General features: G+C 31.0%; 19 protein-coding genes and 1 tRNA gene. 9 read left to right on the top strand and 11 right to left on the bottom strand.

Going from position 1 to position 26,982, the window contains the following annotated elements; genetic code table 11:
- Positions 1-66 precede the first annotated feature (66 nt).
- The gene (locus tag deia_RS00770; protein ID WP_146820274.1) at positions 67-2,961 is read left to right on the top strand and encodes a hypothetical protein; all 2,895 of its coding nucleotides are present in this window, start codon (positions 67-69) and stop codon (positions 2,959-2,961) included.
- Here deia_RS00770 and deia_RS00765 read toward each other — a convergent pair.
- From deia_RS00765 to deia_RS00750, 4 genes are all read right to left on the bottom strand, one after another.
- Positions 2,958-3,815, bottom strand: coding sequence for a DMT family transporter (locus deia_RS00765; protein ID WP_146820273.1), 858 nt, complete (start codon positions 3,813-3,815; stop codon positions 2,958-2,960). The genes deia_RS00770 and deia_RS00765 overlap by 4 nt on opposite strands.
- Positions 3,816-3,886: 71 nt before the next feature.
- Positions 3,887-4,234 (bottom strand): 50S ribosomal protein L19, encoded by a 348-nt coding sequence (locus deia_RS00760; protein WP_146820272.1) that lies wholly within the window; start codon positions 4,232-4,234, stop codon positions 3,887-3,889.
- Positions 4,235-4,358: 124 nt separating this feature from the next.
- Complete coding sequence (gene aroC, locus deia_RS00755) at positions 4,359-5,438, bottom strand: chorismate synthase (protein WP_146820271.1); 1,080 nt, start codon at positions 5,436-5,438, stop codon at positions 4,359-4,361.
- Between the two features lie 132 nt (positions 5,439-5,570).
- A complete protein-coding gene (locus deia_RS00750) occupies positions 5,571-7,781 on the bottom strand; it encodes a hypothetical protein (protein WP_146820270.1) in 2,211 nt (736 codons plus the stop codon).
- A 134-nt stretch (positions 7,782-7,915) separates the two neighbouring features.
- On the opposite strand from deia_RS00750, the gene deia_RS00745 reads away from it, so the two are divergent.
- A complete protein-coding gene (locus deia_RS00745; RefSeq protein ID WP_146820269.1) occupies positions 7,916-9,691 on the top strand; it encodes an ABC transporter ATP-binding protein in 1,776 nt (591 codons plus the stop codon).
- Positions 9,692-9,763: 72 nt separating this feature from the next.
- A complete protein-coding gene (tilS, locus tag deia_RS00740) occupies positions 9,764-10,774 on the top strand; it encodes a tRNA lysidine(34) synthetase TilS (protein WP_222912633.1) in 1,011 nt (336 codons plus the stop codon).
- A gap of 49 nt (positions 10,775-10,823) precedes the next feature.
- On the opposite strand, the gene deia_RS00735 is transcribed toward tilS, so the two are convergent.
- The 3 genes from deia_RS00735 to deia_RS00725 all read right to left on the bottom strand — a co-directional run bounded on the left by deia_RS00735 (position 10,824) and on the right by deia_RS00725 (position 14,334).
- The gene (locus tag deia_RS00735) at positions 10,824-11,663 is read right to left on the bottom strand and encodes an NgoPII family restriction endonuclease (protein ID WP_146820267.1); all 840 of its coding nucleotides are present in this window, start codon (positions 11,661-11,663) and stop codon (positions 10,824-10,826) included.
- Positions 11,660-12,622, bottom strand: a complete 963-nt coding sequence (locus deia_RS00730; RefSeq protein WP_146820266.1) for a DNA cytosine methyltransferase — start codon at positions 12,620-12,622, stop codon at positions 11,660-11,662. The genes deia_RS00735 and deia_RS00730 overlap by 4 nt, the downstream gene beginning before the upstream one ends.
- 212 nt (positions 12,623-12,834) lie before the next feature.
- Complete coding sequence (locus tag deia_RS00725; RefSeq protein WP_146820265.1) at positions 12,835-14,334, bottom strand: cryptochrome/photolyase family protein; 1,500 nt, start codon at positions 14,332-14,334, stop codon at positions 12,835-12,837.
- A 149-nt stretch (positions 14,335-14,483) separates the two neighbouring features.
- Between deia_RS00725 and deia_RS00720 the strand changes: the two genes are divergently transcribed.
- From deia_RS00720 to deia_RS00710, 3 genes are all read left to right on the top strand, one after another.
- A complete protein-coding gene (locus deia_RS00720) occupies positions 14,484-19,151 on the top strand; it encodes a leucine-rich repeat domain-containing protein (RefSeq protein WP_222912632.1) in 4,668 nt (1,555 codons plus the stop codon).
- 194 nt (positions 19,152-19,345) lie between these two features.
- Complete coding sequence (gene nusA, locus deia_RS00715) at positions 19,346-20,848, top strand: transcription termination factor NusA (RefSeq protein WP_146820263.1); 1,503 nt, start codon at positions 19,346-19,348, stop codon at positions 20,846-20,848.
- Positions 20,838-21,476, top strand: a complete 639-nt coding sequence (locus deia_RS00710; protein ID WP_146820262.1) for an O-methyltransferase — start codon at positions 20,838-20,840, stop codon at positions 21,474-21,476. The genes nusA and deia_RS00710 overlap by 11 nt, the downstream gene beginning before the upstream one ends.
- Positions 21,477-21,603: 127 nt before the next feature.
- Here the strand turns inward: deia_RS00710 and deia_RS00705 are convergent, their stop codons facing one another.
- Positions 21,604-22,218, bottom strand: coding sequence for an FMN-dependent NADH-azoreductase (locus deia_RS00705; RefSeq protein ID WP_146820261.1), 615 nt, complete (start codon positions 22,216-22,218; stop codon positions 21,604-21,606).
- Positions 22,219-22,311: 93 nt separating this feature from the next.
- Between deia_RS00705 and deia_RS00700 the strand changes: the two genes are divergently transcribed.
- Positions 22,312-22,402: transfer RNA gene (locus tag deia_RS00700), tRNA-Ser, on the top strand.
- Between the two features lie 47 nt (positions 22,403-22,449).
- On the opposite strand, the gene deia_RS00695 is transcribed toward deia_RS00700, so the two are convergent.
- The gene (locus deia_RS00695; protein WP_146820260.1) at positions 22,450-24,105 is read right to left on the bottom strand and encodes a hypothetical protein; all 1,656 of its coding nucleotides are present in this window, start codon (positions 24,103-24,105) and stop codon (positions 22,450-22,452) included.
- 429 nt (positions 24,106-24,534) lie between these two features.
- Here deia_RS00695 and deia_RS00690 point away from each other — a divergent pair, with 429 nt between their 5' ends.
- Positions 24,535-25,764, top strand: coding sequence for a tyrosine-type recombinase/integrase (locus deia_RS00690; RefSeq protein ID WP_161982760.1), 1,230 nt, complete (start codon positions 24,535-24,537; stop codon positions 25,762-25,764).
- A 3-nt stretch (positions 25,765-25,767) separates the two neighbouring features.
- On the opposite strand, the gene deia_RS00685 is transcribed toward deia_RS00690, so the two are convergent.
- Positions 25,768-26,061 carry a hypothetical protein gene (locus tag deia_RS00685; protein ID WP_146820258.1) on the bottom strand — a complete coding sequence of 98 codons (294 nt, stop codon included), beginning with the start codon at positions 26,059-26,061 and terminating at the stop codon, positions 25,768-25,770.
- Positions 26,058-26,471: a hypothetical protein gene (locus tag deia_RS00680; protein WP_146820257.1), complete on the bottom strand. Its 414-nt coding sequence runs from the start codon at positions 26,469-26,471 to the stop codon at positions 26,058-26,060. Before deia_RS00680 ends, deia_RS00685 begins: the two co-directional genes overlap by 4 nt.
- A 136-nt stretch (positions 26,472-26,607) precedes the next feature.
- On the opposite strand from deia_RS00680, the gene deia_RS00675 reads away from it, so the two are divergent.
- A complete protein-coding gene (locus deia_RS00675; RefSeq protein WP_146820256.1) occupies positions 26,608-26,961 on the top strand; it encodes a helix-turn-helix transcriptional regulator in 354 nt (117 codons plus the stop codon).
- Positions 26,962-26,982 lie beyond the last annotated feature (21 nt).

The following is a 26,982-nucleotide window of genomic DNA, read 5'->3' as shown; positions in this document are numbered from 1 at the left end:
TATCTTGGCAGACACTCGTAAAAAAACAATTCAAGGAATTATAATACTAAAAAGATTATTTGCAATATGATTTTTTATAAAAGTATCATTTTTTTTTCAAAATTACTACTACCATTAATCACACTTTCATATTTAATAATATCCTCGTTATTTTTATATTTTTCAAGCCTAGATTTAAATTCAAAAATAAAGATTATAAACAATATTAAAGATAAATTTTTTAGCAACAAAGTTAATTTTAACATTAAAGACATTAATACTTTTAATGACAGAATATATGTTAAACTTGCAAATCTTTCAGTTTTGTTGAATGAAGATTTAAAGATTTCAGCACCAAATATAGAGTTTTACATATCCCCATATTCTATTTTTAAATTACAAAATCCTGTGCATTTTAGCAAACTTGAATATGCAAAAATTGAAATTCCGTTAAGTAAATTAAATTTCAACATAGATAAAGTGCCATCAAATCAAAATAAATCAAATGTTGATGTTAAAAAATATACATATAATATTATTCAAAATAGTACAATTTTTCTCCGTAAATTAATTCAAAAAGGCATTCAGGTGAGTAAAATTGAGATATTTATAACCGGTTGCAGTAAAATAAAGAAAACTACACTAGAAAATTTTACTATACAGCCATTTTGGCAAAATTTTCATAGAGGATTTGAAATTAATTATACAATCAAATTTAATGAAGTCGGCCAAATATCAAATAAATCTCGATGCATAATTGGGTATGACTATAGATTGCAAAAATGCGATACACGCCTTGAAGTGAAAAATTTACACAGTATGTATCAAGAGATAAGGCATTTATTTAGTTTAAAAAACAATGCACCAATGGTAGAAAATCTTTCAATATTTGCTCAATTTAACTTAGAAAAAGACATCAATATTGATAAATTTTCAATAAATATTAATAAATCTAAAATACATAATGACGCAATTTCAAAAAATATTGATAAATTCAGCCTAAATGGATCTTTTATTGATAATTTACTAAATTTGCATTATTTTTATCTAAAAATTGATGATTTTGTTGCAGAAACTGTAAAAAATACAAATATCACTATTGATGAAAATTTCACCATTTTTGGGAACATAGGAATGAATTTCGTAAATTTCTCTTCAGAGATATTTAAGTATTTATGGCCAGATGATATAGGCAAAAATATTAAAGATTTTTTAATTTTTAACAAGTCTGGCATAAAAAATGGAAATATGAAAATAGATTTTCCAAAAAATGACAAATGGATTGCAAATATTGATGTACAAAATGTTGATTTTTTGCTACAAAATATATTGGATACAGCGAAATCTGATTATATAAAGATTGAAATTGATAAAAATTCAACCAAGATTCAGGCAGATAATCTAGAAGCTCTTGGTATGATTGCAAAAAATACAGCAGTTGAGGTAGGCTATACCGATGAAATGAAAATCAACATAAAATCTGATAAAATTAATGGAAAAATACTCGATACAGCGACAAAATTACACCAAGTTGACGAATCTTTCTATAACTTTATACCAGATGTAATAAAAAGCATATTTGGTAAAAATGTTAATAATGATAAAACTCAATTTTTGTTCTCAAATATAGCGTTTTCAATGCCACTTATCGTTAAATCGCCAATTGATTTTTACAAACAATCACAATTTAGCGGAAATATCAAAATAAACAGCGAAAATATCCAATATTTTAGAGGTGATGCGGAAAAAATTGATCTTAGAATTTTAAAAAAGAAAGGAGGCGATAAATTTTCAATATCAGCACGAAATCTGCCAGATTTAAAGATAAATTTATTTAAAAATAAAGAGCGTATCAAAAATTTTGACTTAAATTTCTCTGTAAATAACGGCAATATTGCAATGCTAGGAACACTTAATTTTCCAAGCGATATTGTAAATTTTGATATCCAAGGCGATACATTGTTTAGTAAATTATTTGTAAAAATTGACAGTGGGGAGTTATTAAATCTTGTTATAAATGCAAAAAACAACATGAGGGATATTAAAGTATTTTTTAATGGATTTAATCTAAATTTAACAGATTTTATAAAACATTATCCAGATTTAACATTTGTTGAATCTAGCGAAAAAATATCAGATATTGATTTTAACTTGATAATAAAAGATTCTATTGCGCTCAATAATGTACTTTTAAAAAATGCAAATATAGCAATACAAACATCGTCAAGTTATAATATTTCTGAAATTAAGACACGTATTTTAGCATGTGGTGAAAAATCATGCGACGATATATTCACAAGTCAAAATGGAAATAATGTAACTTTAATAGCCGACAGTATGTCAAACATTATTAACGCCTTTACTGAAAAGAAGGATTTAATTTATATTAATGATATAACTGGTAAAATTTTACTAAACCCAAATATCTCAACATTTGAAATAAAAACTGGAAAAATTAATCTTCAAATGCCAATGGATCAATCTTTTTCATCTTCAATATTTAAAATTATAACCCCAAATTATTCAATAAATAAAAAGACTTTGGGATATATAAACTCAATTACACAAGGCAAATTCTTTTGGTCAGAAAATGATGCCATTTTAAATATAGACAATTTCTATGCAAAATCAAGCGTTTCACGAATTTCGTCTCGCGGTTACTATGATTTATCAAAGGAATTTATTGACTTGCAAGGGGCTATAGACACGGCCTATAGAATAAATAAAATTATCACTGCAGAAAATATACCAATGCTAAATAAGATACTAACGCTTGGCAGTAAAGATGGCGGATACGGCGTTATTAATTATTCATTAAAATCCAAAATTTCTGATATAAATTCAAATTCATTAAAAATTTCAGGCAATAGAGGTAATCTAATACTTGCGGGCAGCCTTGCTACAGTAAATCCATTTGCTGCTATATTTTTAGTTCTTGGAAGCGGAGAGGTAAAAGATATTGCAACAAAGAAAAGGGGTTAAATCTTTTTTTTAAATTTTGATATATTGGCTACTAATAGTGCAAATAATATTATCAATATTGACAATATTTGTCTATTTGTAATTACCTCGCCTAGAACTAAATATCCAAGCAGTGATGCAAAAATGATGTTTGCAAATCTAAGGGGCTGTAATTTTCCAATCTCAATTAACGAATATGCTTTTGCAATGGCAATTCTTTCGTACATATATCCACAAACCAATATCAAAACAAGCCATATATTGCCTTCATTGATATTTGGAATTTTACCCTTTATGACAAAAATTGATGTTACAGATATAGCAAACATTCTAAGGTAGACTATGAACGAACTTGGGTAAGAGGATGTTAATTTTTTCAGATATATAAAGCCTATACTTGCAACAAATAAATTGCTAAAGAGTATTAAATACCAAAATAAATGATCTAAATCGCGCGTAAAATCTATTGATATACACACTCCAAAAAAACATATCATCATTGCTACGATATTGCTTATTGCTATTTTCTCTTTTAACATCAAATATGCTAAAAATGTCATAATAAAAGGATGCAAATACATCAAAAGTGTTGCATTGTTAATTGGTAAATGCGACCAAGATAAATTTGCAGCATACGCATCATAAATACCACATAATGATGTAATAATTATAAATTTTATATCAGTTTTCTTAATGTGCTTGAAATTTTTTAATTGAAATGGAGTTAAAAGTATCATTGCAATCGTTGTCTTAATCCATATTGATTCAAATATTGACATTGCATTTGTTATCGCAGCATATTTCAATGTTACCATTGTTCCTATAATGGAAAATAACCCCGAAAGGTAAAGAATATGTGGAAAATACTTTTTCATTACGATAATAACAAATTTAGTTGATTACAGTGTATAATAGAGCAGCAGTAAATGCTGGTAATCAAGCAATACTAAACTTTATCCGCTTTTGATTTAAGGTAGTATAGCTTAGCTCTATTGTGCTTTTTTGCTTTTCTATTTAATTTTATAGAAATAACACTAGGATGAGAAGTAATAAAAGATCGAACTATTTGAACTCCGTGCGAAGACATTTTCAATACTGTAACCTTTGACATTATACCTTTCTTGGTCACTCCAATACAAGTTCCTACAAAGAAATTATCCTTTTGCTTTGCATTTTGTTTATATTCTACACTGATAACATCACCAGGTCTAAAATCTTCAATTACTTTACCGGACATCAATCTATCTCTTTCTATCTGATTAAATGCAGCAATTTTCATTTTTAAAGATTTCATATCAAAACTACAAGTCTACCAATTGAAATAGGTAATTTTTAATTGTCAAGCACTTTTTTGCAATAAATATATATGATGAAAATCTTAGATTTTTTCTATTAAAAAAGAAAGGGTATATTGTGGATTAAAATTTTAATCCATTTTCCATAATTAAATGATCCAAAATTGTAATTGCCGACATTGCGTCAACAATTGGAACGGCGCGAGGAAGAACACATGGGTCGTGCCTTCCTTTAATTGTATCAATTTTAATATTTTCAAAGTCAGTATTTATTGAATTTTGTGGCTTTTTTATCGTGGAAACTGGTTTAAAAGCGACTTTAAAAATAATATCCTCGCCATTTGAAATTCCCGCAACAATGCCACCTGCATGATTTGTTTTTGTCGATATTTCCCCATCAGTATTGCAAATTTCGTCATTATGCTCACTTCCTTTCATAAGACTTGATGCAAATCCAGAGCCAATTTCAAAGCCCTTAACCGCGTTAATTGACATCATGGCAGATGCAAGGCTGGATGAGAGTTTTTGAGCAACTGGCTGCCCAAGTCCAACTGGACAGTTTTTTACAACCCCGCATATAACGCCGCCAACCGAGTCCCCTTCGCTTTTCATTTGCTCGATTAAATCTATCATTTTTAATGAAATTTCTTTATCAGGGCAGCGAACAATATTTGAAAAAATGTCTTCTTTTTTAACTTCCGATGGATTTATTTCGGTTTTAATATTATAGACCTGCTGTGTGAAACTAAATATCTCAATGCCCTTTTGAGAAAGGATTTTTTTTGCAACCGCGCCAGCTGCAACCCTTGCAAGGGTTTCACGGGCAGAAGACCGCCCTCCCCCACGATAATCACGAATTCCATACTTCATTTGATATACAAAATCAGCATGCGATGGGCGAAAAATGTCTTTAATTTCACTGTAATCGTGCGACCTTTGGTCTGCATTACGCACAATCATACAAATCGGCGTTCCAGTAGTTTTACCTTCAAAAATACCCGATAAAATCTCAACTTTATCGCCCTCATTCCTATCTGTTGTTATATGGCTTTGACCCGGCCTTCGTAAATCTAAATCTTTTTGAATATCAAATTCGCTAATTTCAATTCCAGAAGGGCAACCGTCAATTACGCATCCAACTGCCACTCCGTGCGACTCACCAAATGTTGAAACGCGAAAAATATTTCCAAAAATACTCGACATAGTCTTATTTTATTCTTAGTATCTGTAATTGCTGTAAAATGTTTGTCAAGTGAAATTTTCTTAATATTTTTGACACAAAAAAAGGCAGCAAATACTGCTGCCCCTTTTGTTCTAACAAAAATAATAAATTTATCACTTTTGTTGCCCTCCTTTACCTTCTTGCTCGCGTCTTTGTTCATAAAAAGCTTCGTGTGTTTGAAAATCTTGCTTCTCAGACTGAACTTGATATTGTTGCTGCATTGTTCCTTGATATTGCTGCTGCATCTGATCTATTTTTTCAAGCTTAGCAGAATTTTTGTTACTTTGGTCTATAATGCCACGCTCTTTACGATGCAATTGATGATATTGATCATCTTTATTGTCAAGATATTGATTTGCATATACCAAACTCATTGCAGTCAAGGTTTTGTCTTTTATTCCTTGATTATTTGGTTGAGCAGCTGCAGTATAAGCAACCTTTGACATTTTACGCGCCTCAAGATAATTTTCCATATCTTGGGGATTTTTCTTGCACATCTCATCAATCTCTTTAATCGTAAAATTACCATCAAAGAATTTCACTATTCTTTCTGCTGGATTTTTCACACCAAGTGCTTCAAGCGAACTAATCGCTTTATCAGAATCACCATCAAGCCCAATAAGATAGTGTATTAAATTTTTATCATTATTTTCATTATTAAAGAGTTTCACTATTCTTTCTCCTGGATTTTCCACACCAAGTGCTTTAAGCGAACTAATCGCTTTATCAGAATCACAATCAAACCCAATAAGATAGTGTATTAAATTTTTATCATTATTTAACATTCCTAACAGTGTTTCGTTTGCCTTAATTATTCCACGTCGTTGTAATGCAAGAAATTCCTTTGATGCAGATGCTTTCTGTGCGAGACCTATACTAGGATTCTTAACATATGATGCACCTTCTAAGTCAGATAATGAACGTGTAAAATTACCTTCTTTAACATTCGCTATTTTTTTTGCTATACAACCAATTATGCTAGATGTATCAAAATATTTTTCGTATTCAATAGATCCATATTTTACTTGGTTAAAAACTACTGGAATCGATAATTCAACTAATTTTTGATTATTAAATCTTTCTAATTGTTCCTCGCTAAAACCTTGATCTTCCAGTCTTTCATGTAAAATTTGCACTCTTTCATCTTTAATTTTGTTTGCATCTAAGATTTTATTAAATTCTACAGAATACTTCTCTGCATCAACAAAGTGTCCATCATAATGATTTATAGCGTCGCCTTCATCAAGACACAATTCACGTGTTAAAAATTTAGCAATTCTCGCATCGTCCCAGCCTTCTAGAGCTCTACGCTTCAATGTTAATATTGCCATAACAATGTAATCACGAAAAAGACCCTTGTGTTCTTTTGTCATATAGAATATTCCATCTTGCTCTCTTTCTATCCTCTCTATAGTTTTTTGCTCTGCATTCATTAGGTAATCAAGTTTCTTGCCGATAAGATCAGTATCAAGCATAACAGTGTTCTCTTTCCAACTTTTAATGCAGTCATACTCTGTCTCTCTTTGTTTTTCAGGAATTGCTTTTACTGCCGGAATCAATGTCATTGCAGTTATATGGCGTAAATCTTCAGTACTAATTGCAACACCTAGAGAATTGGTAATTGCTATAATATTAGATAAAAGACTATCGATATACAGAAATGACTTTGATGCCAAATTGGCAATAAATTTAGGGTCTTTAATGAGCTCTACAATCTTATTACAAAGACGAACGCATTGCTGTGTTTGAACACCATTCTTCATAGATCTTAATGTAATAATTGCTGTAAAAAACAAGCCATGATGATTTGGATTTTCCTCTAGCAATGCTGTCATATTGTCAATATTATTCTCCACAACATTGAGCAACGAACCTTTCCCAAAATATGATATAGTATTATAATCACCTTTATTAACAGCATTATCAAGGTATTCTAAAAAGAGATTCATATTTTTACGTAAAACAATAGTCAATATAGATGGTATATTAGATATTCCTGCCGCAGATATTGATGAATGATTAAATAAAAATTTTTTCATCATTTCACTGGTCAAATATTGATCGCGTTTAATAATATCAAGCATTACATCTTCTAAATCTTTTGCAATTGATTTTGTATCAAATGCAGCAAAATAATTCGTTAGACCAAAACCATTAGTATAACTAGTCCTCATTGTCGCAAAATCTGTACCATAAAGCATATAATCTACGGCTTGTTTTGCTATTTGACTTTTTCTTTCCGTCGTTTGCGCTTCTTGAAAATCGTTGCTAAACTTGTTCATTCGTGCCTTAATCTTACCTGGGTTAAAATCTGCTTGATTCATATATAAAAAATAAAAAAAAAATAACACCCCATCCTATTTAATAAAAAACAATTGTCAAGTGTTTTTTTAAAAAATATTGTTATTGAAAATTATTTTTTCGCTTCTATATATAAATAAAGTTGTTAATTTTCCTTGTGAGTAATGATTATGATATAATGTTGCCAAATTCGGTGACGAAATTTGTGCTAAAACTTGTAAAAACATTTAGAAAATCCTTTATATTCTCGTGCATTGGATGCTGTGCTATTGCTGTTGAACACACAGCATTTCCATATATAACAAAGCTTTTTATAGACGGGCTTCAAAATTTCCACACTGGAGACAATATAATCGTAACGCTTAAAATGCCAATTATTTTACTTTTTGTAACTTGGGTTGGAAACGATGCACTATGGCGTCTTGCAGGTTTTTCAATATCTTATTTTAGATGCTCGTGCGAGGCTTATATAAAAGAAGTATTTTCTTTAAGCTTTTTATCACAAAAAAACAGCTTTTTTGCAAAATATCAATCTGGAGACCTATTTGGAAGATCTCTTCACACCGCAACGGAAGTTCCATTTTTAATAGATCAATTTTTATACTTCATCCTGCCGTGCACTTTAAACATATTAATTGCAATAACTGTAGTATTTTACATAGATTTTCGTATATCGATTTGCATTTTAGCGTGGGTTATTTTGCATATTTGGGTTTGCATATACTTCCTTAGAAAAAACATTGTTCTATCGGGCGTTTACGCAAAAGCTATGAGCAGATTTCATGGTGTTATTCAAGACTCAATGTCAAATAATTTTGTAGTTAGAACTTTTAACGGGCTATCAATTGAAAGAAAGATTTTCAAAACATATGCAAAAAGGCAAAAAAGCACCCAAAAAAACATGTTGTACACATATCAAAAAATGCTTTTAGTCTTGTCAATTGTTGCATTTGTCATAAACGGTCCAAGTTTAATATCGCTTGAACTAACCCTTTTTAATAAAGGTAAAATTACAGTTGGCGATATAGCAATGATATTTCACATGGTTTTTAATCTTTCCGCAATGCTTTTTGAAACAACTATTATCCTTGGCGAGGTAATTCAAAGCTTTGGCGTTGTAAAGAAAAATTACAACTTTATAAAAGATATGGAATACGAAGCAAGGCAGAGTTTTGATAAAATTCACCATGTTACAAAAGGTGAAATTAAATTCGAAAACATTACCTTTGGCTATGAAGAAGGGTCAAATGTATTTGAAAATCTAAATTTAACAATACCTGCTGGGCAAAAAGTGGGAATTATCGGCAAATCTGGCTCTGGAAAAAGTACAATTACAAGCCTTATTACAAGAAATAATGTCGTCGATATTGGGCAAATTTTGGTTGATGGACAGGATATTAAAGAGTTTTCGCAAAGTGAGATAATGAAATATATTTCATACATCCCGCAAAGCCCAACTCTTTTTAACAGAAGCATTTTTGACAACATGAAATATGCAAATCCAAGTGCAAATTTTGAGCAAATTGTTGAGGTCTCAAAAATGACAGGCTTGCATGATGAAATTATGGAAATGTCCGATGGATATTACACTCTTGCAGGGGAAATGGGCTCGGAATTATCAGGCGGTCAAATTCAGAGAATTGCTATAGCGCGTGCGATTTTAAAAAATTCCCCTATATTAATCCTTGACGAAGCAACTTCCGCCTTGGATGTTCACACTGAGCAAAAAATCCGTGATTTAATCGATGAAATTACAAAAAATAAAACCACTATAGTAATAGCGCACAGGCTTTCAACAGTCTCAACATTAGATAGAATTATCGTTCTTGAATACGGTAAAATCGTCGAAGACGGCTGCCCAGATGAGCTTCTTGAAAAGGAAAACGGCATTTATCGCGAGATGGTTGAAATACATGTGGAGGATTTTGTATAATCGATTATATTGGATAACATTTTCAATAAAAAACTTGACTTAATAAAATGCAACTTTAAGTTTGTATGCAATGTGATTAAAATAATGTTTTTTGATAGTCATAAGATTTTAGACCAAGTGAGTCAAAAACTACGCTTGCATATTGAGAAAAATGAAAAAATTTGCATAGCTGTCTCGGGCGGTGTGGATAGTCTTTTTTTGGCCCTTGCGATATTTTCGTATTTTGAAGTAAATCGGCTTGCAATAAATGAGTGCCACATTGTGATTATCGACCATAAATTGCGCGCAAATTCAACAAGGCAGGCGTTAGAAACTGAAGGGGTGCTGCGTAAATATGGCTTTGAAAATGTGACTGTTTTAACGTGGAAACATGCCCATATTGAAACCGGAATTGAAGAGCAAGCAAGAAAAGCGCGGTATGATTTACTGCATGATTTTTGCGAAAATAACAGTATTTATAAGCTGTTTTTAGCCCATCATTTAGACGACCAAATCGAGACATTTTTCATGAATGTTTTTCGTGGAAGCGGAACTATTGGGCTTGGTTGTATGCTTGAAAAACACGATAAAGACGGCATTTTTCATATAAGACCCCTGCTTGAAATTAGAAAGCATCAAATAATCAAATTTATGCAGGAAAATAATGTCTATTGGATGGAAGATGAAAGCAATAAAGACGATAAATTCACGCGAAATAAGATTAGAATGATTTTAGACTCAATTGGCATGGACGATATAAACGCAAGCCGCATTGGCAATACGATTTTCAGCATTCAAGGCGTAAATTCCATGATTTTTTCTGACATAAACGACATTTTATCATCAGAAAATATTATCAAAACCAGCGATAAAATCACCATAGAAACTCGCTTTTTCAACAGCCTTCACATACAGCGAAAAATATACCTTATTTTCCAGATATACAAGGAATTTCGCCTTGCAAACAAGCCACGCTTTGAGCAAATTTCAGATTTAATTAACATTATCGCAAATATTACGCAAGATCACAAAATAGTACGAAAAATTTTCCTATCAGACCTTAATATTGCTATATCAGATAACGAAATTTCATTTTCATCATAAAACAACTTACAATATTAATCAAGGGTAATAATGTATTTAATTAACCCATTTATACTTTAAACTCATATTCAATCAAAACAGCATAAAGTAAATTTGCTGGATTATTTGGATCTTGAATTTTTACCTCTTTTATACTGCATTTTTTTGATAATTCGTTTCTGGAATTTTCATCAAATAATTCAAATTTTTCTTTTAACATTATCGCCTTTATATGGGGTTTTGAACTTTTTGTTGCAATATATTCAAATACTTTGCTTGGGTGTTTTATTCCCCAAATACCACGAACCCTCAAGTATGTTATTCCAAGCGGATCTACATTGTTAATTCTGGCAATTTCATTCGTTGCGCTCAATTCAATACCTAGCTCTTCAATGCTATTTGTAATTTTGTGTTTAAGAATTGTGTAAATTTCAGGATTTGCCGAGTAGCAATCGCCATAAACAAACCAAATGCTTTGTATTTTTTTATCTTTAATTGAACCAATTATATAGCAGATATCTTTTTCATTCCAATTTGCTTCGCAACTTTTACAAGCCACGGTTATCATATTGCTATTTCTATAAAGTTTATCCTTTGGAAATGAGCTATTTAGCGCAATATCGCCATCTTTGCTTTCAATTTTTTTAATTTCAAAAGCATCTCCACCTCTAACAATCAAATCTGGCGGGTTGTTTTGATTGCCTAAATAAGAAAAATACTCATTATACATTGACATTTTAGCAATTTCATTAGATTGAAAACTATTGCAAAATGCGTCTTTCATGAAATTTTCAAATTTTGAACCCATATTGTTAATTCCTATTTTATAACTTGAATTTTCGTATTTCTCAATGCCGTTTAATTCATTATCAATAAGGTTTTTAATTCCTTGTAATATATCTGTTTTCATAAATATTTCAAAATTTGTGTTGCTATTTCATACGCTAAATTTACAGGAACAGCATTTCCTACCATTTTATAGCCATCTAAAATATTTTTGTAAATAAACTTAAAGTCGTCAGGAAATGTCTGCACCCTTGCACACTCACGAACCGAAAGTCTGCGATACAAATACTCGCTTCCTTGTTTGAAAATTCTTTTATTTTGCTCCACAAATTCCATTTTAGGTGCTTGCGGATGAAGTGGTGCGTGCCGCCCACCTGCTTGAATTGTAAAAGATTGCTCATCCCAGCTTCTCACTCTATTTCTTGACATAAAAATAGTTGAAAACCCAGCCGTATAATACTCGTGATTAAAGCGATCTAGTTCTTTTGGATTACATGGCTTTGCGGCATCTTTCAAGTCAAATATCGCATCTTTTAAAGTTATATGTTTTTCATTTGGCTTTGGAAATTCAAAATCTACATTATTTAAAAAACCAACTATAAACACCCTTTCTCTATCCTGGGGAACATTGAAATTTTTTGCATTTAAAAGTTTATATTTTACATTATAACCAAGGTCTTTAAATCCATTCAATATTTCATTAAATGCTTCTTTGTTTCTTTCGTGCAATATTCCTGAAACATTTTCGGCAACAAAAAATTTCGGTCTTTTAGCCTTTATAATCCTTATGTAATCAAAGAATAGCTTACCTCTTGAGTCATTTATTCCGCGCAGTGATCCAGCCTCGCTCCAGCTTTGGCAAGGCGGCCCACCAATTATACCAATGCAATCAGGAATTTCACTGGCTTGAATATGCCTTATATCTCTTTTATCAAGCGTTACATCTTGAAAATTATGCTCAAAAGTTGACCATATAGTTTTATCGTATTCATTGGCATAAATTGTTTGAAATCCTGCTTTTTTAAAGCCTAAATCAAGCCCACCAGCACCTGAGAATAATGAAATGATATTACTGTTTTTCATAATCCTAACCTTTTAAAACGAATTTGTGTAAAAAATTCAATACACTTTTTCTAATCAGAGAATTTTGTCAACAATTCAAGCAAACTTACAAAAGACATAACTATAATTAGTAATCCTGCTTATTTATAAATTAATGTATTTTCTTAATGTCAAGAAAAAAATGGGTTAATTAAATATATTATTACGAAAATAAATTAGCACCTTAGCCCAAACTAAGACTTATTATCAATACATTGCACAAGTCTACATCGTAAATTTTTATATCGCTCAAGCGTAATTTTCCTTTGAATATCATGGCTTACAATTTTTTCAGACTTCCAATTTTTAGGCAGCCATTTTTTGCAATATGAACCATCTGGATCAAATTTTTTCTTTTGTGATTCTGGATTGAAAATTCTAAAATACGGTGCAGCGTCAAAGCCACTTCCAAAAATCCATTGCCAAGAAAATGGATTTATCGCTGGGTCTGCATCAACCAAGGTATTCCAAAACCACTGCTCGCCAATTTTCCAATTTATAAGCAAGTCTTTAATTAAAAAAGATGCAACTATCATGCGAACTCTGTTATGCATAACTCCAGTGTGCCAAAGTTCATTCATGCCTGCGTCAATTATGTCAAATCCAGTCTGGCTTTTTTGCCATTTTTGTAAGAAAAATTTAGAATCATCCCACTGAAAGTTTTTATATTCATTTTTCAGTTCCTGTGTTGCAATATTTTGATTATAAAACATAACATGATATGCAAATTCCCGCCAAAGAAGCTCAAGAATAAATTGATGATTTATATCTATATTTTTAGATCTTACAGCATTAAAACACATTTTTGGGCTCAATATTCCAAATCTTAAATAAGGTGAAATACCAGAATTACCATTTTTACTAGGAATATTCCTGTTTTCCTCATAATTTTCAAGTTTATTGTCAATAAATTTTATAAAATTACACTCAATTTCATCATAGTCAAATGTCCAATGTTGAAGTAGATTTTGCGCCCATTTTCCTTCTTTTGCCGGAAGTAAATTAAGATTTTCAACCGTCATGCTTGAAATATTATGGATTGATTTAATTTGCTCCGGCTTTGGAAATGACTGCTCAATTAACTCTATATTCTTTAGGCATTCCTTGGAAAAAGGAGTAAAAACTCTATAAAAAGCCCCACCGGATAATGGTTTTATTTCAGATGGTTCAAAAAGTAATTTTGCCTTAAAAAACTGAATATCAAGATCTTTAAAGCATTCTTTAATGTCATTTTCAATTTGAATCTGCGATAATGTATAAGATTTATTAAAATAAATAGCATCAATCTTTTCTATACTTAGTATTTTTTTTATTTCATCTACATAATTGCCGTTTTTGATAATTAAACTAATGCAATATTCTGCGTGCAATAAAGAGTTAAAACTAAGTAAAACATTATGTAAAAACGCTTTTGCCCCAGCGCCAATAACTCTTCCAAGATATGTCTCATTGTAAATATATAACGGTATTATATTTTCATAATTTTTAACCGCATAATGCAAGGCTGGATTGTCTTTTACTCGAAAATCATCAGAAAATAAAACAATTGCAGTTCTAAATGCCATAAATATTTCATTTTTCATATTTTGCTGCACAAGGGAAATAAAAAACAACCTAAATATTGTAATTTTTACCAAAATATTGCAATAACTACCAATAGTTGCATAAATTACAATAAATAAAACAATTATCATTTTACACAAACCAATAATATCTCATTATTTTTCAATATTTTTTAAAATATCACAGATATTTACTAATGAAAAATACTGTAGAATGCAATCTTTTTCTTGACAGTTATTTTTTTTATAATATATTGGCTTGTTATTTTTCATTTAAGTTTATGCAACAAGGTTCTATTCATATCAATGAGCAGCAAGAAGTTCCTAATAATGACGGTGTGCAACAAAATGATGATAATATTAGCCATGCAAGTGTAAAAGAATTTGTCAACTTACCAGAACCAAACATACAATCCCCATTAGAAATGGCAAAAGCGCTGATCAACGATGCATACAATGGAAATAATGATGTTTGTAATTTATCAGGCCTTGGCTTAACAGATGACAATCTTCAAAATTTACTTAATGATGATAATGATATGTTGCTAAAGCTTAAAACTTTTGAAAAGTTAGATTTATCATTAAATAATTTTACCAATCTAAAAAACATAGAAAGATTAGAAAATCTCAAAAATTTAGACTTATCTGGTTGCAATATTAGCAATATAAATGGTATTTCTAAATTAACGAACCTTTGCATGCTAAGCCTCGTAGGAAACCCAAACCCTGAAAATTGCCAGGAAATAGCGCAATGCAAAAAACTTACAGGACTTGCATGCCCACAGAATATAGGTCATGGCGTTATTAATCAATTACCACAATTAACTCAACTTAGTCTTCAATGTGTTAATAATGGCGCTTCTATTTTGGAGGATTTAGATCCATCTACAACAAATGATCAAGAGGAAAAGGATCAAAGAGATCGTATTCGACAACAAATTGTTATAATAAATCTTCATGGCACCAAAATGCAAGATGAAAACATGGAGTATTTAACACTTTTTGAGAATCTTACAGGCTTAAATATCTCTAACAATCCCGATATTACTATAGATGGAATAGGCAAACTTAATAATCTTCATAACCTCAAGATATTACATATGGTAAAATATTATCCTAATAGCGATGCACCAGAAGAGGTTGAAAAAATCCTTAAGATGCCCTTTATTAGAAAATTGGATATTTTGAAAATAATAGAACAAGAGAATTGCACAAATGATATAAAAAACACTCTATTGCAATATCCAATCAGCTATAAATTCTTTCCACAAGATTTTTTAGAAGGTGAAGGTCCATCGCTACGAGAATTATTCGAGATAATTTTCAATTCAAATACAATAACAACAACATTAAAAGAGAAAATAGCATTGAGTAAACATATTGATTATTGTATGCAATGTATATTAGAAGACAAAGATGCATTATCAAAAATTATATCTTACAATGTAAATCTTGGTTCTTTATTACAAAAAACTAATAATTGGAATAAGTTAACACAAAGGACAAAGAATATGGTAATGATATTTGATATATCACAATATTATAAATTACACAACATGCAGCACTGTTCCAAGAAATTACAAGACATTATTCCACAAACAACAGCATACCCAAATCCCTTGCTCGAGAAAGTATTACATCCTCTTGTAATGGAATATCAATCAAAGAACGAGCTAGATAACAATAAACAAGATGTGATAGAGAAATCTTTGCGACATCATCATATACCAATCAATGGAAATCTTAATTTTGATGAATTTATTATAGATACGTGCATGTCGTTGACAACTAATAAAAAACTTTTCCAAACATTAGACCCTAAAACAAAAAATATGTTAGCATATCTTGAGATACTTAAAACTTTACTCCCTCAGAAAAATGACATAATAATTATGTTGTTGAATAATGCAAAAGGAAAGAATGATGTACAAGAATCGGATCTTGATACATTGGTTACAGAGATGTTAGAAGATGAAGGTGCTATTGAGGCGATGATTAAAAACAACGTAGAACCTTATACTAATTTGACAAGAAACTATAGTAATGTTTTTCAAGCACTAGAACCTAAAACAAAAAATATGTTAGCATATCTTGAGATACTTAAAGCTTTATTCCCTTGGCAAGAAAACATAATAATTGATTTTTTTAATAATGCAAAAAACAGTGAAGATGCTTCTCTTGATAAATTGGTTACAGAGATGTTAAAAGATACAAATGCTATTAATGCGATGATTACAAATGTCGTAAACCCTTATACTACTTTGGCAATAAACTATAGTAATGTTTTTAACACATTAGACCCTAAAACACAAAATATGTTAGCATATCTTGAGATACTTAAAGCTTTATTACCTCTACAAAGCGACACAATAATTGGGTTGTTGAAGGATGCACAAGGAAAGAATGATGTACAAGAATTGAATCTTGATAAATTGGTTACAGAAAGATTCGGCGAAAATAAGAATGAAGAAATCAACTTCTATATTACTATTATTACAGATGTCTCACCTGTATCCATAGCATTAGTAAACTTCGCGGAAAAAAAGCTCAAAACAATGCGCGATAATCAAACAGGGTATAATACTGAGACTTTGAATACTGAATATATAAAATTCTTTGATGCAGCAAAAGATCAATGTAGGAAAAATCTCAATACTATTTTCAAGACTATCACAAACAATAATCTTGGTCTTAAGCTTACTAAAAAAGAGGCACAGATTATTGCCATTGAATTGTTAAATCCTAAGTATGGTTATTATTCGAATGATGAGGAGAGTTTTTATCATAACTTCTTGATACCAATTGTTTTATGCAGCAAATATAACAAAAAGGCAATGAAAAATGCATTACTTTGTTTTGCAAATTTGCCAAATAAATTTACCACAAGTAAATTTGCTTCTATTGATAAAGATATGATATTTGCTGGATGTAAGGCTGCATTAGGTAACTGCCAGGTTCCACGAATATATCAATTAAACCAACTATATTGCCTATATCTTGTTAAAGACGCTAAAACGAGAGAAGCGATGATACAATACTTGGCATTAATTGAATATTTCTCAAAATCCAATGATCCTTTTTTCAAAAACATTATTGCTAAGGTTGACTATATACCGCAATATGTTAATGCAATCTTTAATAAAGAACATAATAAGAAATATGGTATATTTGAGTTGAAAAACAATATGTCAAGCAGAACAGACAATGTATTGTTATTAGCCATGGCATCTGAAATAGATGGCACACAATACAACAAACTTAAAAATTATCGTTTTAATAGAAAAAAAATTAATGATATTATTAATAATTATAAGGAAGAATCTGGCTTACTCACGGAAAATGAGCTTGTTGCTTGTGAACAAATAAAGAAGCAACGAGAAAAATGTAAAGAACCATTAATGGATGCACAACTTATATTATATGAAATTTGTGATGATACATTGGTGAACAAGGAGCTTAGCAGTATCCTCAGTGAGTACGATGCATTACTCAGTCTAAGTAATTTTAACGAATTTTGTGATAACAAGTTTTTTGATTTTAATAGTGATAAATTCAAACACAAATTATCCGAGTATCTCGATATATTTAAAAATCCTGAAAAATATCGTAGTTCTAAGAAGATAAGAGGGATATTAGATAGTTATGATAAGATAAATACCAAATTTTATGATTTCATTAAAAAGAGCTTTACGAAGTACATAAATACCACAATCGATAAGGCAATAAAGAATGCAGAAAACGAAAATAAAAAATTATTGGAGCAATTCCAAACTAATTTTAATAATTTCCAATTTGAGATTAAAGACTTTATTATCGGTTGCAAGGATTATCCTGATGTTTTAAATAAGATTAACGAGCAAAAAAATTTAGGGGAAGGTTATAGTTTGTTTAAAAACTTTCTTAATCTACAAGCCAATAATCAACAAGTGTTACCCAAGAATAGTATACAACAAAATGAACAAGATGATAGAAAAAATGAACAAGATGAACAACAAAGCGTGAAATCATATACAATGAGTATATTCAAAGGCCAACAGCAAGAACCTAATTTACAGGATTCACAGGAGTTCAATAATTCACAATACGTTTCATCTCAAATCTCCCACAATAGTTATAATAATTCAGCAGTCAAGGCGGTTGAAGCGTATGACGCGGGTTTAGATGGTACAAGACGAAAATCGAAAACCTTGATACAACATTACTACGACCGCGACAGCAATAAACACGAGGTAGACACGAATGGTGATAATCTATACATCGAACACAGTAATGGTAATGGTCAGGTACAGATGGAAATAATTCAACAAACCGTTATTACTAACAAAGGTGCAGGGGCAGTGAAAATCAACGATGAGTACAAAATTTATAACAATACTCAGAATAATCAGAGTCAATTTCGTTCAGCATGGTTAGATGAACAAGAAAGCATTGGTGAAGGTGCAGGGGCAATGGAAATCAAGGATAAGAAAATCGACGGTACATCTAATAAAGATGGTATTACATTGCTTGACTTTGATAAGGATGAAAAAATAAAACTACAAGAGGTAGCACAAATGGATAGAGAGAAACTTCTTCGTGAGAGAAAAGATGAAATAATAAAAAAAGTACGACAGATAGCACAAATGGATAGAGAGAAACGTCTTCGTGAGAGAAAAGATGAAATAATACGAAAAAAGATACCAAAAGAGGCGCGAATCAGTGATGGGCTAAACAAAGCTTTGAATCAATATACAATATTGTTGAAAAAACCAAGCAATGATATAAATCCATGTCAAAACCGGAACTCAGAAGGAGCAGCCATGAATGCAACAGATCGTTATAATACATCACAACAAAACTTGGTTGAATTACAGGTCAGTAGAAGCTTTGTTGAAATTTTGCAGAACAGTAGAAGATCAAGTATAAATGTCGAAATAGCATCTTATAATGATCGTGGCTGTTGTTGTTAATAATGTCTATAATAAGTTTTGATACTTAGTATATCAAATTAGAGATAACAAAAAGTGCCGTGAAATCAAAAATAAAATGTGATAAATTGCTTGCAAATACCGGAAATGATATTTATATGCAAAAAAAATAGTTGACTTTTATTTTATTTGACTACAAAAGATTGCAAGTTTCCCCAACATTTTGTTTTGTGATTATGAAAAAGAAGACCATAGGAAGTCATGTCATAGATGCCATTTCCACCATTGCTACTGAAAATAACATTAGTAAAAGTTTGTTGTTTTCTGCTATAGAAAATGCCTTTGTTATGGGTGCTCAAAAAAAATATGGCACAAATGTTAATATGATTGCAAGATGCGATAGAATAACAGGAGATGTAAAGCTTTTTAGAATTTTAAATGTTGTAAGCGAAATAAGCGATAGAGCAAAGGAAATAGACTTAACAAGAGCAAAAAAAATAAACAAAAATGTTGCAGTTGGCGATGATATTGAAGAGGAAATACCATCTGGTGATTTTGATAGAGTGATTGTCAAAAAAATGAGTGATGTAATTAATTCATGCGTAATAAATGCGAAAAAAGAACAAGAATATGAAATATATCACAAAAGAATTGGGCAAATTGTTCATGGTAGTGTAAAAAGTATTTCACCAAGAGAGATTATTGTCTGGATTGGGCAAACTGAGGCTAAAATGGATATTCGCGACACCTTGCCAAATGAGAGATTTAATCTTGGTGATAAGGTTATAGCTTGTATACAAAATGTTAATCAGGATATGAATAATCCACAGGTATGCCTTTCACGCAAATCTAATCAATTTCTTGAATGCTTATTTAAAAATGAGGTTCCAGAGTGTGAAGATGGCTTAATTAACATAGTCTCAATTGCTCGTGAACCTGGCTTTAGAGCTAAAGTTGCAGTTGCAAGTGGAGATTCAAGAACAGACCCGGTTGGCGCATGCATTGGTCCAAAAGGAGTTAGAGTTAAGTCAATTATGGAAGAATTGCGTGGTGAAAAGATTGATATTATTGAATATTCTCAAGACATGGAGTTATTTGTTCAAAGAGCTATAATTCCAGCAAGACCATCCGGTGTTTTTGTCAATCATAATTTAAAATCTGTTGATGTTGTTGTAGATGAGGAAAATCTTAGCCTTGCAATTGGTAGAAAAGGGCAAAATGTTAGATTACTTTCAAGACTTACTGGTTATAAAATAGATGTAATGCTTGAGTCTGAAAGACAAGATAGATCTGCTAAGAAATTTGCTGAAATTGCAGAAAGAATATCCACGCAACTTAATCTTGATGAAATTGTTGGCCAAGTTCTTGTTGCAAGTGGATTTGGTAAAACTGAAGATATAGCAAATGCTGAGATAGATACGCTTGCTGCAATTGAGGGCTTTGACTCAGATGTTGCAAATGTCATAAAAAATCGTGCAATTGAATATATTAACCATATAAACGAAAGTCAAGATAGTCAGATTAATGAACTTGGCATGTCTCCTGAGGTGTTTGAATTGCCAATTTTAACAAAAACGATGCTTGTTACTCTTGGTCAAAATGATATTAAAACTGTCACAGATATAGCAGATCTTGCAAGTGATGAGCTTGTTGAAATCTTGGGCGGTGAAGAGGTAATTTCTGAAAAAGACGCAGGTGATGTCGTTATGATTGCAAGAAAATTCGTTTATGGAATTTGATTATCAAAAAATCACAGCCCCAAATTTTGTCAAGAAAATTGATAAAACAGGTAAAGATCTTCTTGATTTTGTCGGTTGGAATTTTGCTCATGAAACCGGCATTTTGATAGATGACGAAAAAGACATAATGCCTTGGTACAATTATACAGTAGTAAAGTTTTTAAAATCACGGCTTGCAAAAAATATGTCGGTTTTTGAATACGGCTCTGGATTTTCAACCATATTTTATGCAAAACGGGTAAATAGCCTAATATCTGTCGAGGTTTTGCCTGATTGCATCTCTTGGGTGCAAAACGCTTGTAGCCAGCTTGGAATTTCGGGAAATGAAATACACCTTAAGACAGATGACCAGTTTGCATCAAGTATCTTAGAATTTGACAAACTCTTTGATTTAATTATAGTCGATAGCGTTAAAAGAAATGAATGTGTTATGCAGGCTGTATCAAAACTTTCGCCATCTGGCATTGTAATTCTTGACAACTCAGAGCGTGAAAACTATAGAAAATCCTTCGATTTTATGAAAAATTCTGGGTTTTCAGAGTTAACACTAACTGGCATAAAGCCCCTTTCAACCAAGTTGTCAAGCACAACATTCTTTTACAAAAGTGGTAATTGCTTTGGAATTTAATAAGATTTTTACAAGACGGTGGGTGAAAATTTATCTAACCAAGATTTACAACTAATGCCATAAACCTTAGTTAGATTTTCATATAAAGATGTTAATTTATGCAAAAGATTTAAAATTCAATTTAATCCTAGTTAATTGCTTTAAGTATTTCATCAATTTTCGCATTTGCAGCTTCCATACCTTTGTTAGCAGCGTCTTCGCCATAATTCATACCCTCAACATGAACAGATTTTATATCTTTTAAGCCCAAAAATTGCAAAACAGATTCAAGATAAGTGCTTTGGTGGTCAAAAGATTTGAAGTCACCTTGTGAATATATCCCGCCACTTGATGAGATTATAATTGCTTTTTTCTTTGCATCTAAAAGCCCTACAGGTCCTGTTTCTGTGTATTTAAAGGTAACACCGGCACGAACAATATGGTCAATGTATGCCTTCATTACCGATGGAACGCCAAAATTCCACATTGGCGATGCAAAAACTACCATATCGCAATTTTTGATTTCTTCTATCAATTCATCTGCCAATTTAAGAACAAGTTTTGCTTTTTCATCACGCTGTTCAGATGGGGTTCTAAATGCGTTTATATTGTCAATATTTATATGTGGCACTGGGTTTTTTGCAAGATCTCTTTCGGTAATTGTTGCACCTTTTGCTTTGAGTGCGTCAAGTAATTTACTTGCCACGGCCCTTGAATTTGACTTTTCACCCATTGGGCTTGAAGTTATGTATAGAATTTTCATAGTAATAATAAAATAGTATAAAATATATATTAAATACTTTTTTAATGTCAAGAAAAAACTTGATATTTAAAAAATTAATTTAAAGATGTATCTGGAAGGTTGGCCGAGTGGCTGAAGGCGCACGCTTGGAAAGCGTGTATACGTTAATCGCGTATCATGGGTTCGAATCCCATATCTTCCGCCAAAATAATATTTAAGTATAGCATGGGTTGTGTTGTTATATTGCTAGCGTTAAGTTTGAGGTGCTTGTGGTGAAGCGCTAATTGCGGCATGAGCTATGGCACTGACATGTTTTTCTGGTATCCTAGATAACCTCTGCCCGACAAGACCAGTTTTTCTTAAATGCTTGCATCTACCTGTCAAAAAGCCATATTGTTGTTGAGCAATTTTCTGATATTGGTATGATAACTCTTTGGCGACTTTAAATTCATTCTCTAAATTTGCATTCAACGCATTATTATTAGGAAATTCTTCTTTGTAATAGTCCTTCCATTCATTTACAGAGCTATTTCCAACTTTTTTTTTCGCTATTGCAAAATTAATTACAAATGTTATAAAGTAAATATTGTCCAAAAGAGTACCGCATTGTTGTGGATATTTGGCTTTTGTATTATTAATAGCTAATGTCAATATTTCAGACATTTGATTTATTATCAAATCGTGTGTAAAAGTTGTTTGCATACGATTTTTATTTTGTTTTATTCTAATTCTTGAATAAATATCTGTATTAATCTTATATATATCACCTTTTACATTTTTATAAATATGCAATTGATTCTGCTGCTCTAATTCCTCTTGTTGTTTCAATTTCTCTAATTCCTCTTGTTGCTTCTTCTGTAATTCCAACTCTTCTTGCCTCTTCTTTTCCTCTAATTCCTCTTGTTGCTTCTTCTGTAATTTCAACTCTTCTTGCCTCTTTTGTTCCTCTAATTCCTGTTGCTGTTTCAATTGATCTGGATTTTGCGTTTGTGGCTTATCTTGCTTTTGATATTGCACTTGATATAATTGTTGCTTGGCATTAAATTCCTTTTCAATATTATTATAGTTAGATTTAAAATAATCGTCAGGTGGGTTCTTTTGTTGTTCTGCATGGGTAACTGGAACAAAAACGTTTTTTAATGCTTCAAATTCATTAAAAGCATTCATGTTTTTCACTTGTCCATCGCCCAATGGTCCAAATTTTTTGTAATATTCAGTACAATTGTTCCTAAAACCATTTTTACCAAAAAGCCTTCCTATATCTAAACAGTCTGCTTCGTGAATTATTATTCTTGCAGCTTTGTAAAAATTATTAAATTCTATCCCATTATTCTTGTTGTATTCACTGCGTGCAGATTGAAGCCACTTAAAATCATATCCAATACATTTTTGTATTTTTGTGTGTTTCTCATTGGGAATGTATTTCTTAATGTTTTCTATATTATTTCCACTATTATCTGATAAAAAATTATGTAATTCTCGAAATTGACTATTATTACAAGTCTTTTCATCATCCTTCATCGCAATTGCAAAAGCTAACTGTATAGCCTCTTTAGCAGTCATAAGATTTTTTGTTATTGCAAAATATAAAAATAAAATTGCCGAGGAAACTTCGTCATTGTCAAACCCTTCATTAACTCTTGATGAATCGTGAAAAGCCAAGGCAATTAAGATTTTTTCAAGCTGAATGTTATCTACATTGCCAAAGATTGCCTTATCATGTTTTTTATATAACTCAAAAACTTTTCTTGCTATAAAATTTGTATGAGCTATATGCCTTGCTCCGTGCAATTCGGAATTATTGACTTCCCCTTCACCAGCTTTATAGAAACGATTTATTATGTTTTGCATTAGATCATTTCTATCCTTTTCTTCTGTTAAATCTAATGTTGGCTTTGGTTGCTCCATTTAAGACTAATAATAATGACAAAGTAATTATATATTATAAATATTTAATTGCAATATATTTTCTTTATTAAATCAAAGTATAATAATTTACACAAAAGATTGAAGGCAATGAATGTTTTGCACTGGTGCACCCGTAGGGATTCGAACCCCAAACCTTCTGATCCGTAGCCCAGAAAATATTTCTTGGATATACTTTGATTATGATTGATTAAAGTTGATTTAAACTTTTCTCAAAAAGAAATCTGAATTCATTAAGGCTGAATGAAGTTGACCTAGGCTGACTTGTGCCTAGTCCGAAAATAGTCCTCTGTGAAAAATTTCGAATACTTGACAAGGCAAAATGAGCCTATTTTAATGGGTTTTTTCACTCCTGTGAAAAGAAATCATTTTTGCATCTTTATTATTAATAGAGGGTTATGTTTTTTTAATATGAATAAAAATGAAAATTTTGAAGTTGAAAATGCGGATGAAAAGTCTTGCGTAAGAGGTCAGACATTTCTTAATTTTACAAAGAAAGCAATTTCTGAAATTTCTCCATCAAAGACGAATACAAATTATCATGATTTGATTCAAAAAGGCTTATTTATTGTTGTTTATCCAAGTGGAACGAAAGTATTCTGGACAAGAAAAATGATAAACGGACGGCAAAAGAAATTCAAAATTGGCAATTTTCCTGATATTTCAATTGAAAATGCCAGAAAGAAAGTTGCAGAATTTAGAGGAAAAATAGCAATAGGAGAAGACCCAACTTTAGCAAAATATAATTTTAGTAAAGAAAAAACATTCAAACAAGTATTTGATGAATATATAGAAAAGCACGCAAAGATTAGAAAAAGAACTTGGCAAGAAGATGTAATTGATATTGAGCAATATTTTAAAGATTGGTTTAATAGAAAAGCTTGCACAATAACAAAGGAGGAAATTAGAGATTTTCACTCTAAACTAGGAATTAAGCATCCATTTAGAGCGAATAGATTAATTCAAAAGTTAAGCAGTATTTTTAATAAAGCAATTGAGTTTGGATGGAATCACACAAATCCTGTTATCGGTATTAAAAAGTTTCCAGAGCCACCAAGAGATAGAAGCATTGACCCAAAAAGAGAATTAGAATCATTTATGAGAAGCTTGGAACTTGAGCAAAGCAGAACTGCAAAAGATTTTATTCTAATTTCAGCATTAACGGCAGTCAGAAAAAGCAATATTTTAGAAATGAAATGGTCGGATATAAATGACTTAAACACAGATGATGCAATCTGGAAGATAGAAAGAACTAAAAATGGAAAGCCTCACATAGTTCCGCTTCCAAGCCTTGCAAGAGAAATTTTGCAATCAAGATTTAATCTTGAAAATAAAGATAACGTATGGGTTTTTAATAGCGAAAGAGGCGGACATTTTACCGACCCTAAAAGTTGCTGGAGAAGAGTATTAAAAAGAGCTGGAATTAAAGATTTAAGAATTCACGACTTGAGGAGAAATGTTGCAACAAATCTTAATGAAATTGGTATTAATTACTTTACTATTAAGGATGTAATGGGTCATTCAAGCAAGGATGTAACTTCAATTTACGCAAGAACAAGAATTAATACCTTAAGAGATACTCTTGAAAAACAGCAAGAATTTTTGCTTGAAAATGCAAAAGGGATTAATAAGTGGTGGTGAAGGTTAGCGACTTTTTGAACAAAAATTATAAATAATAATATACATCCATGCAAATATCCAAAAATAAAAAAACATTCCCCACAACTCCTCGCCAAGCAATGTCAATAAACAGCAAATTGCAAAACCATACCATCCAAGTAAATAATTTAATATTTTATTTAATTTATTACCTTGTTTGTTTTTAAAATAAGAAATTTTAACCTTTTTACAATAAGGTATAATTATCACTACAATTAACATTCCAATAACTGGGGCGATAAATCTGCCAATAATTTTTCCAATTTCAGATTCTGTCATTTTAACATATCAATAATTTTATTGTGCAACGTTTTCAAGTCTACCTTTTTTTCTTCAAATCTCTTTTCGCTAATTGAAATTTGAGTTGAAATACTATCATTGCCAAAATTAAACTCATTAATGGGAATAAAAGCCCATTTGTCATTAAAATAGAATAAAAATGCCGTATTTTTCGCAGCCTGTTTATCAATATTTCCAAATCTAATAGTTTCAGCTTCTTGATTTTGTTTTGCCTTAATTTGGATTCTTAAATGCTTTTCGTTTTGATTATTGCAAATCAGCAAATCACAACCGTTATCATCACTTATCGGAAAGAATAAATCATATTTTCTGTCAAGATTACGAAGCAAATTCGAAGCAACTTCAAACTCAAACCCTTTTCCTATTCTTGATGTGTGACTGAATTGCATAACGGCAATATTACGATATTTTGAACTATGCAGTATGGTATGCGTACTGAAATTAAAAGTCAAGAAAAATCCAGCATGGCAAGCTGTGGTAATAAGTGAAAAATGATTAATCACGAGTAAAATTACGACTCTATATATGAAAAAGCATAATGAATTTATTCAGAATCTTGGTCTTGCCGTTCAATTTTTCAGACTTCAAAAGAATATGACACAGGAAGAATTAGCTTATAAAATAAACAAATCCGAAGACACGATTTCTTACATTGAAAGAGGTAAAATTACCACAAGACTTGATACTTTAATTGATATTTGTGAAGTTTGCGAGATTTCTATTCTTGAATTATTCCAATTTAACAAAATAACTCACACAACAAAGCAAAAAGCTGGCTCTGTGGCAAATATTATGAAAATTCTTGCAACTCTTGACGAACAAGAGGTCAAAATCTGCGAAGATGTAATTACTTCGGCGTTAAAGTTGAGAGGGAAATGAACGATTTTAACATACTAATCT

This window comes from Candidatus Deianiraea vastatrix (genome assembly GCF_007993655.1).
GTDB lineage: Bacteria > Pseudomonadota > Alphaproteobacteria > Rickettsiales > Deianiraeaceae > Deianiraea > Deianiraea vastatrix.
This window is presented reverse-complemented; position numbering and strand designations above follow the sequence as displayed.